Raw genomic sequence first — 7,916 nt, 5'->3', positions numbered from 1 at the left:
GGGGCGAGGCGGGGGCGAGGCGGGGCGAGGCGGGGCGGGGGCGAGGCGGGTCAGGCGACCCGCGCGACCACCACGAAAGTCGGCATCAGCGGCGCCAGCGCGCGCAGCGCCGCCTCGGGCGCCCCGGCGATGAGCCGGGCGGCGGGGCCGCTGGCTTCATGGCGGGCGAAATGGCGCATCGCCTCGGCGGTGGCGTCGGTGGTCTCGAACCCGGCCCGCGCCATGAAGCGCAGCAGCTCGCCATGGCCGAAAGGCAGGCAGTCATACCAGTCGTTGCGCCCCAGCGCGCGCAGCAATGCATTCGCCGCCCGCGCCGGCAGCCAACTGAGAAACGGCAGCCGGTAATGGGGTTCGATCAGCGCCCAGCGGCTGGGCACGGCCAGATACAGCCAGCCGCCCGGGCGCAGCACCCGGCGGATTTCCGCCAGATGCGCGGCCTGCTCCGCGCGATCCCCCACATGTTCGATCACGTGGTTGTAGATCACCACGTCAAAGCTGGCGGCGTCGAAAGGCAGCGTCGCGCCCGGGGTCTCGAACACCGGGATGTCGCCGGGCGCAAAGGCCGAGATGTCACGATCGACCGCGGTGACGCTGCGCGCCTTGTCGGCGAAATGGCGGCTGATATGCCCGGCGCCGGCGCCCAGATCCAGCAGATCGGCGGATTCGAGCCGCGTGCGGGCGCGGATCAGCGATTCGATCTTGGCGGCCTTGCGGGCGCGCGAGGCCGCCTCGGCCATCACATGGCCGCCGCGCGGGCTGGGGGGGGCGCCCCGGCTTTCGCCCGCGGGCATCACCGCTCCTTCACATAGGGCGCGCCGCCGGCCCTGGGCGGGATCGCCTTGCCGATGAATCCCGCCAGCAGCACCACGGTGAGGATATAGGGCAGCGCCTGAATCAGCTGCACCGGCGCCTCGCCGATCAATGGCAGGTCGACGCCCTGCAGCCGGATCGCGGCGGCGTCCAGAAACCCGAACAGCAGCGTCGCGAACATCGCCTGAATCGGGCGCCACTTGGCGAAGATCAGGGCGGCCAGCGCGATGAAGCCCTTGCCGGCGCTCATGTCCTTGATGAAGCCCGCCGACTGCCCGGTGGCCAGATACGCCCCCGCCAGCCCGCAGAGCACGCCGCAGCAGATCACCGCCAGATAGCGCATCCGCGTCACCGAGATGCCCGCCGTGTCCACCGCCGCCGGGTTTTCGCCCACCGCCCGCAGCCGCAGCCCGAAGCGGGTCCGATACAGCACCCACCAGGTGAAGGGCGCGGCCAGGAAGGCCACGTAGACCAGGATGTTGTGCCCCGACAGCAATTCGGAATAGACGCCGCCGATCACCGGCATGTCGGCCAGGGAATCGGCGAAAGGCAGGTCGATGGGCAGGAAACGCCCGTCGCCGCGCAGCGCCGGGGTGCGCCCGCCCTGATGGAACCACGCCTGCCCCAGCAGCGCCGTCAGCCCGGCGGCGAGGAAATTGATCGCCACGCCGGACACGATCTGGTTGCCGCGATAGGTGATGCAGGCCAGCCCGTGGATCAACGCCAGCGCCACCGACACGCCGATGCCCGCCGCCAGCCCGATCCAGGCCGACCCCGACACCGCCGCCGCCGCCGCCGAGGCGAAGGCGGCCCCCAGCATCTTGCCCTCGAGCCCGATGTCAAACACCCCCGAGCGTTCCGAATACAGCCCCGCAAGGCAGGCCAGCAGCAGCGGCGTGGACAGCCGCACGGTGGAATCGAGGATCAGGATGATGGTCTCGAACATCACGCGGCCTCCGTCTTGGCGAAGGTCGCGAACAAGCGCGCGATCGCCGGGCGAAACATGAATTCCATGGCCCCCGCGAACAGGATCACCAGCCCCTGGATCACCACCACCATGTCGCGGGTGATGGTGGGCATTTCAAACGCCAGCTCCGCGCCGCCCTGATACAGCACCCCGAACAGCACCGAGGCGAGGATCACCCCCACCGGATGCGCGCGCCCCATCAGCGCCACGGCGATGCCGACGAAGCCGGCGCCGCCGCCCACATCCAGAAACAGCCGATTCTGATCGCCCATCACCGGGTTCAGCGCCATCATCCCGGCCAGCCCGCCGGAAATCATCATGGTGACGATGGTGATGCGCACCGGCGAGATGCCGGCGTATTGCGCCGCCGTGGGGCTGGCGCCGAAGGTGCGGATTTCATAGCCGAGCCGGGTGCGCCAGACCAGCAGCCAGACCAGCAGGCTGACGACCAGCGCCAGGAAGAACGACACGTTCAGCGGCGCCCCGCCGATGCTGGAGCCGAACATCTCCAACAGCCAGCCGAGTTTCGGCAGGCGCCCGGCCTCGGCGAAGGTGCGGCTTTCGGGGGCCATGGCGCCCTCGACCTTGAGCACGTTGACCAGCAGATAGACCATGAGGCTGGCGGCGAGGAAATTGAACATGATGGTGGTGATCACCACATGGGATCCGCGCGTCGCCTGCAGATAGGCCGGAATGAAGGCCCATGCCGCCCCGAACAGCGCCCCGCCAAGCACCGCGAAGGGCGCGATCAGCCACCAGGGCAGATACTGGTCGAGCGCCAGCGCCGCCAGCGCCACGCCCAGCCCGCCCACATAGGCCTGCCCCTCGCCGCCGATGTTGAACAGCCCGGCATGAAAGGCGACCGCCACCGCAAGCCCCGTGAAGATGAAGTTGGTGGCGTAGAACAGCGTGAAGGCGATGCCCTCGCCATAGCCAAGCGCCCCGGTGATGATGAATTTCACCGCTTCGAGCGGATTCTCGCCGATCAGCAGCACCACCAGCCCGGCGATGAGAAAGGCGAAAATCAGGTTTATCAACGGGATCAGGCCAAGATCGACCCAGCGGGGAAGTTGGGCGTTCATGATTTTTTCCTCATATCTTCAGGCAACTTCTGAACGGAGCCAGCAAATCATCATGGGTGTGCTTTTGCTTTATATGCGAAAGCAATAATTCAACTTTCTCAAAATGATTAAAGATGAAATCGCCAAATATTGACTCAGAACCTGCCAATGAAATTTCGGGGTCAATTATCGACAAGCAACCCCTTGCAGGGCCTGATCCATCTGAATTTTCGATAACACCCTGAAGCTTCTTGAAACCACCCAATCGCCGATCAAAAAGCCGATCTTTTCTCCGCCCTGCGCGAGATTGGAAAAAACCGCTCACGCCGCTTCCTCCCCGGTCACGCCGGACATCAAAAGCCCGATCTCGCGTTCGTCCGCGGCGCCGGTGCGCTCGCCCATGATGCGGCCGTCGAACATCACCAGGATGCGGTCCGACAGGGCGCGGATCTCGTCGAGCTCCACCGACACCAGCAGGATCGCCTTGCCGGCGTCGCGCAGTTCGATCAGGCGGCGGTGGATGGCCTCGATGGCGCCCACATCCACGCCGCGCGTGGGCTGGCCGACGATGAGCACCTCGGGGTCCTGTTCGATTTCCCGCGCCAGCACGATCTTCTGCTGGTTGCCGCCGGAAAAATTCGCGGTTTTCAGGAACGGGTCCGGCGGGCGCACGTCAAAGGCCTGCATCTGCGCCTTGCAGGCGTCGAGGATCGCCGCGCGGTCCTGGAAGATGCCGGTGTTGTAAGCGTCGGACTGGTGATAGCCGAGAATGACGTTTTCCCGGGCCTCGAACCTGGTCACCAGCCCCATGCGGTGCCGGTCCTCGGGCACATGCGCCAGATGCATGGCGCGCAGCAGCGCCGGGTCGGCGCGGGTCGGGACCTTGCCGTTGATCTCGATGCGCCCGGCGGTCAGCGGGGTGATCCCGGCGATCGCCGCCAGCAATTCCGACTGGCCGTTGCCCGCCACCCCGGCGACGCCGACGATCTCGCCGGCGCGCACGTTCAGCGACACGCCGCGCAGGCGCTCGACGCCCATATCGTCCACCACCTGCGCGCCTTCGACCGACAGGCGCACCTCGCCGGGCGAGGCCGGGCCTTTCTCGACCTTCAGCAGCACGTGGCGCCCGACCATCAGTTCGGCGAGGTCCTCGACGCTGGTCTCGGCGGTGGCGCGGGTCGCCACCATCTCGCCCCGGCGCATCACCGACACCGCGTCGGTGGCGGCCATGATCTCGCGCAGCTTGTGGGTGATCAGCAGCACCGTCTTGCCCTGCGCCTTCAGCTGGGCGAGGATGCGGAACAGGTGGTCGGCCTCGTCGGGCGTCAGCACCCCGGTGGGTTCGTCGAGGATCAGGATCTCGGCCCCGCGATACAGCGCCTTCAGGATCTCCACGCGCTGCTGCAGGCCCACGGGCAGATCGCCGACCACCGCGTCGGGATCCACGCGCAGGTCGTATTCCTTTTCCAGGCGCACCAGTTCGGCGCGGGCATGGGCGATGCCCTGCTTGAGCATGGCCCCGCCCTCGACCCCGAGCATGACGTTTTCCAGCACCGTGAACGGTTCCACCAGCATGAAATGCTGATGCACCATGCCGATGCCCAGATCGATCGCCGCCAGGCTGTCGGGGATCTTCACCGCCTTGCCGTCGATGCGGATTTCGCCGCGATCCGCCTGATAGAACCCGTAGAGGATCGACATCAGCGTCGATTTCCCGGCGCCGTTCTCGCCGATGACCCCGTGGATGGCGCCCTTGTCCACGGTCAGGTGGATGTCGTGGTTGGCGCGGACCGGGCCGAAGCTCTTGTCCACGCCGATCAGTTCGATGGCCGGGGCCGTCATGCTGTCGCCTCCCGCTGTGCGTCGCCGGTGGCGGCGACAAGTTCAACCGTGTTGCCCTCTGGATCCTGCACGAACACGCCGCGCCAGCCGATCCAGTCGAAATGTTCGATCCGGCAGGGTTGGCCAATGCGTTCGAACCAGGCGATCGCCGCGTCCTGCTCCGCATGGCCGAGGCTGAGCGCGATGTGGTGCAGCGAGGATCGCGCGCCGGTCGCCGGGGATTCGCGGCTCTCGAACAGGGCGAGCACCGCGGCATGCCCGGCATGGCCCTCGGCGATCCGGAAAAACCGGATGGCGCCGGCTTCCGGGCCGCCGCGATCCGCGAGGATCTCGAGCCCGATCACGTCGCGGTAAAAGGCGGTCATCGCCGCGAGATCGGCGCAGCGGAGCGCGATTTCGCCCAGCGCGCGGATCCTGAACCCGCGCGCCGCGCCCGCCCCCGGATCGGGCGTCACGGCGGTCATTCGACCGGGCACTTGCCGTCGATGGACCTGTCATGGACCTTTATGCTCCCCGCCGCGATCATCCCCGACACCACGGTGGCGGCGGCCTCGATCTCCGGCGTGATCAGCGCGCGGTTGTTGGCGTCGAGCGCCCAGCCGATGCCGCCCTCCTTGACCCCGAGCGACTGGATGCCCGGCTGCCAGCCGCCTTGCGCGAACACCCGTTCGACCGCCACGTCGACGCGCTTGAGCATGGTGGTCAGCACCTTGCCCGGATGCAGCCCGTTCTGGTTTGAATCGGCGCCGATGCCCAGCGCGCCGTTATCCGCCGCCGCCTGCAGCACGCCGATGCCGGTGCCGCCCGCCGCCTGCATGACGATGTCGGCGCCCTCGGCGATCTGGCTTTTGGCGATCTCGCCGCCGCGCACCGGGTCGGACCAGGCGGCGGGGGTGTCGCCGGTCATGGCGACCAGCACCTCGGTCTTCGGGTCGGTGGCCTTGGCGCCCTGCGCGTAGCCGCAGGCGAATTTGCGGATCAGCGGAATGTCCATGCCGCCCACGAAGCCGATCTTGCCGGTCCGGGTCTTCATCGCGGCGATGACCCCGACCAGATAGCCGCCCTCATGTTCGCGATAGACGATTGACTGCACGTTCGGGGCGTCCACCACCATGTCGATGATGGTGAATTTCGCGTCGGGGAATTCCGGGGCCACCTTGGCCAGCGCATTGGCATGGGTGAAACCGATGGCGACGATGGGCGAATAGCCCTTGCGGGCGAAATTGCGCAGCGCCTGTTCGGATTGCGCCGGGCTGTCGATCTGGAATTCGGCGAACTTGCCGCCGGCGGCCTTGGCCCAGGCCTTGGCGCCGTTCCAGGCGCCCTCGTTGAAACTCTTGTCGAATTTGCCGCCGGTGGAATAGACGATGGCCGGATCGGCCAGCGCCGCGACGACAAGCGCGGCGCTGGCCGCCATGACGGCAGAGGCGAGTTTCAGCATGGGTCCCTCCCGTGGGAATCGCTTGGTTGTCGGCTTTTATTTTACCAAACGATAAATATTTCTGTGCGGAATGCAACAAAAAGTTGCGCGGGCGCCGTTGCCGGCGCCCGCGCGAAATTCAGGCGTCAGGCGCTCAGTAGGGGCAGGCGCTGTCGGCCATGTAGTCATGCACCACGATGTCGCCGGCGACGATCTTGGCCGCGGCGGCCTCGACGGCGGCGCGCATCTCGGGCGTCACCAGGTCCTTGTTGTTGTCGTCCATGGCGTAGCCGACGCCGCCCTCGGCAAGCCCGAGCACCGCGAAGCCGGCCGACCAGTTGTCGTCCTGCACGTCCTTGAAGGCCTTGTAGACGGCGATGTCGACGCGCTTGAGCATGGAGGTCAGCACCGAACCGGGCTGCATGCCGTTCTGGTTGCTGTCGACGCCGATCGCCAGCTTGCCGGCGTCGGCGGCGGCCTGGATGACCCCGATGCCGGTGCCCCCGGCGGCGTGATAGACCACGTCCGCGCCCTGGGCGAACTGCGATTTCGCCAGCTCGCCCCCGCGCACCGGGTCATTCCACGCGGCGCCGGTGGTGCCGGTCATGTTCTGGAACACCTCGGTGGCGCCCGCCGCCTTGGCCCCGCCCGCGTAGCCGCAGGCGAACTTGCGGATCAGCGGGATGTCCATGCCGCCGACGAAGCCGACCTTGCCGGTTTTCGAGGCCAGGGCCGCCATCATGCCGACCAGATACGACCCTTCATGTTCCTTGAACAGGATCGAGCGCACATTGGGCAGGTCCACCACCATGTCGACGATGCCGAAATTGCTGTCGGGGAATTCCCTGGCCACCTTTTCCACCGCGGCGGCCTGGGAAAAGCCGATGGCGATGATCGGGTTGTAGCCTTTCTGGGCGAAGCGGCGCAGCGCCTGTTCGCGCTGGGCGTCGTTCTGGATTTCGAAATCCGCGAACTTGACGCCGGTGTCCTTTTCGAAATTCACCGCGCCGGTATGGGCGGATTCGTTGAACGACTTGTCGTATTTGCCGCCAAGGTCATAGACCACGGCTGGCTTGAGTTCGGCGGCCTGCAGCGCGGCTGCGCTCAGCGCGGCTGCGGCGGCGATCAGGACTCGGCGAAGCATGAGATATCCTCTTCCTGTGGACGGGACGGGGCCGGGTCTTGGCGATCGGTCCCCGGCATTGAGTTGCCGATTTCGAACGACGCGTCGAATTGGCTGTCGGAGCCGTCACGGTCTAACGAAAACGCGTCCATGGCAAGCCGGGATCGGCCCAAGCCGCGCGCCGGGCGGGGTTTTGCCCCGGATCGGCGGCATGAATCGGCTTTGGCCACGGTTTGGCGCGGCTTTCGGCGCGCCCGACCTCAGGCCCGGGCCTTGGCCTTGGCCCAGGCGTCGCGCTTGCGATACAGCGTCGAGGGGCTGACATCCAGCATCCGCGCCGCCTTGGGGATCGAGCCGTCGCAGGCGGCGATGGTGGCCTCGATGAATTCGCGCTCCATGTCCGCGAGCGTGACCCCGACCAGCGGACGCACCTGCGCGGCGAGCGCCCCGGGATCGGCGCCGGCGGGCGCGACGCCGCCCGGGGGCGCGTAGGCGTGCGCCGGCGCGCGGGTCTGCGCGGCGGGAAAGGCCGCTCCCGGAAACGGGGCCACGGTCCCGGCGGGCGCGAAGCCCGCGGCGATCGCCGGATCGCCGCCCCCCGCGCGCGACGGCGATCCGGGGGCGGAGGCCGCGCCGCGATCGCCGCCGCCCGGGCCGCCGCCATGCCCGAGCGCACCGCCGCCCAGGAGCCCC

The 7,916-nt window shown here is 67.7% G+C and carries 9 protein-coding genes; all 9 read right to left on the bottom strand.

Features of this window, described 5'->3' with window-relative positions; all coding sequences use genetic code 11:
• Positions 1-50 precede the first annotated feature (50 nt).
• Positions 51-791 (bottom strand): class I SAM-dependent methyltransferase, encoded by a 741-nt coding sequence (locus tag AC1HC7_RS18430; protein ID WP_479497849.1) that lies wholly within the window; start codon positions 789-791, stop codon positions 51-53.
• Complete coding sequence (locus AC1HC7_RS18425; RefSeq protein ID WP_479497850.1) at positions 791-1,756, bottom strand: ABC transporter permease; 966 nt, start codon at positions 1,754-1,756, stop codon at positions 791-793. The genes AC1HC7_RS18430 and AC1HC7_RS18425 overlap by 1 nt, the downstream gene beginning before the upstream one ends.
• Complete coding sequence (locus AC1HC7_RS18420) at positions 1,756-2,859, bottom strand: ABC transporter permease (RefSeq protein ID WP_479497851.1); 1,104 nt, start codon at positions 2,857-2,859, stop codon at positions 1,756-1,758. Before AC1HC7_RS18420 ends, AC1HC7_RS18425 begins: the two co-directional genes overlap by 1 nt.
• A 10-nt stretch (positions 2,860-2,869) precedes the next feature.
• Positions 2,870-3,163 carry a hypothetical protein gene (locus AC1HC7_RS18415; protein WP_479499300.1) on the bottom strand — a complete coding sequence of 98 codons (294 nt, stop codon included), beginning with the start codon at positions 3,161-3,163 and terminating at the stop codon, positions 2,870-2,872.
• The gene (locus AC1HC7_RS18410) at positions 3,160-4,680 is read right to left on the bottom strand and encodes an ABC transporter ATP-binding protein (RefSeq protein WP_479497853.1); all 1,521 of its coding nucleotides are present in this window, start codon (positions 4,678-4,680) and stop codon (positions 3,160-3,162) included. Before AC1HC7_RS18410 ends, AC1HC7_RS18415 begins: the two co-directional genes overlap by 4 nt.
• Complete coding sequence (locus AC1HC7_RS18405) at positions 4,677-5,144, bottom strand: VOC family protein (protein ID WP_479497854.1); 468 nt, start codon at positions 5,142-5,144, stop codon at positions 4,677-4,679. The genes AC1HC7_RS18410 and AC1HC7_RS18405 overlap by 4 nt, the downstream gene beginning before the upstream one ends.
• Complete coding sequence (locus tag AC1HC7_RS18400; RefSeq protein ID WP_479497863.1) at positions 5,141-6,118, bottom strand: BMP family lipoprotein; 978 nt, start codon at positions 6,116-6,118, stop codon at positions 5,141-5,143. Before AC1HC7_RS18400 ends, AC1HC7_RS18405 begins: the two co-directional genes overlap by 4 nt.
• A gap of 136 nt (positions 6,119-6,254) precedes the next feature.
• Entirely contained in the window at positions 6,255-7,244 is a 990-nt protein-coding gene (locus AC1HC7_RS18395) for a BMP family lipoprotein (protein ID WP_479497855.1), read from the bottom strand.
• A gap of 239 nt (positions 7,245-7,483) precedes the next feature.
• The coding region (locus tag AC1HC7_RS18390; RefSeq protein ID WP_479499299.1) for a helix-turn-helix domain-containing protein at positions 7,484-7,916 on the bottom strand (433 nt) is incomplete at its 5' end.

This window comes from Oceanicella sp. (genome assembly GCF_056449545.1).
Note: the sequence above shows the minus strand (reverse complement) of the source record. Positions and strands in the feature narration are given on the sequence as shown.

What these genes read in the sequence shown, in the direction of transcription:
- AC1HC7_RS18410 (WP_479497853.1), bottom strand. Translation starts at nt 4,680, where the DNA reads ATGACGGCCCCGGCCATCGAACTGATCGGCGTGGACAAGAGCTTCGGC.
- AC1HC7_RS18430 (WP_479497849.1), bottom strand. Translation starts at nt 791, where the DNA reads ATGCCCGCGGGCGAAAGCCGGGGCGCCCCCCCCAGCCCGCGCGGCGGC.
- AC1HC7_RS18405 (WP_479497854.1), bottom strand. Translation starts at nt 5,144, where the DNA reads ATGACCGCCGTGACGCCCGATCCGGGGGCGGGCGCGGCGCGCGGGTTC.
- AC1HC7_RS18425 (WP_479497850.1), bottom strand. Translation starts at nt 1,756, where the DNA reads ATGTTCGAGACCATCATCCTGATCCTCGATTCCACCGTGCGGCTGTCC.
- AC1HC7_RS18395 (WP_479497855.1), bottom strand. Translation starts at nt 7,244, where the DNA reads ATGCTTCGCCGAGTCCTGATCGCCGCCGCAGCCGCGCTGAGCGCAGCC.
- AC1HC7_RS18420 (WP_479497851.1), bottom strand. Translation starts at nt 2,859, where the DNA reads ATGAACGCCCAACTTCCCCGCTGGGTCGATCTTGGCCTGATCCCGTTG.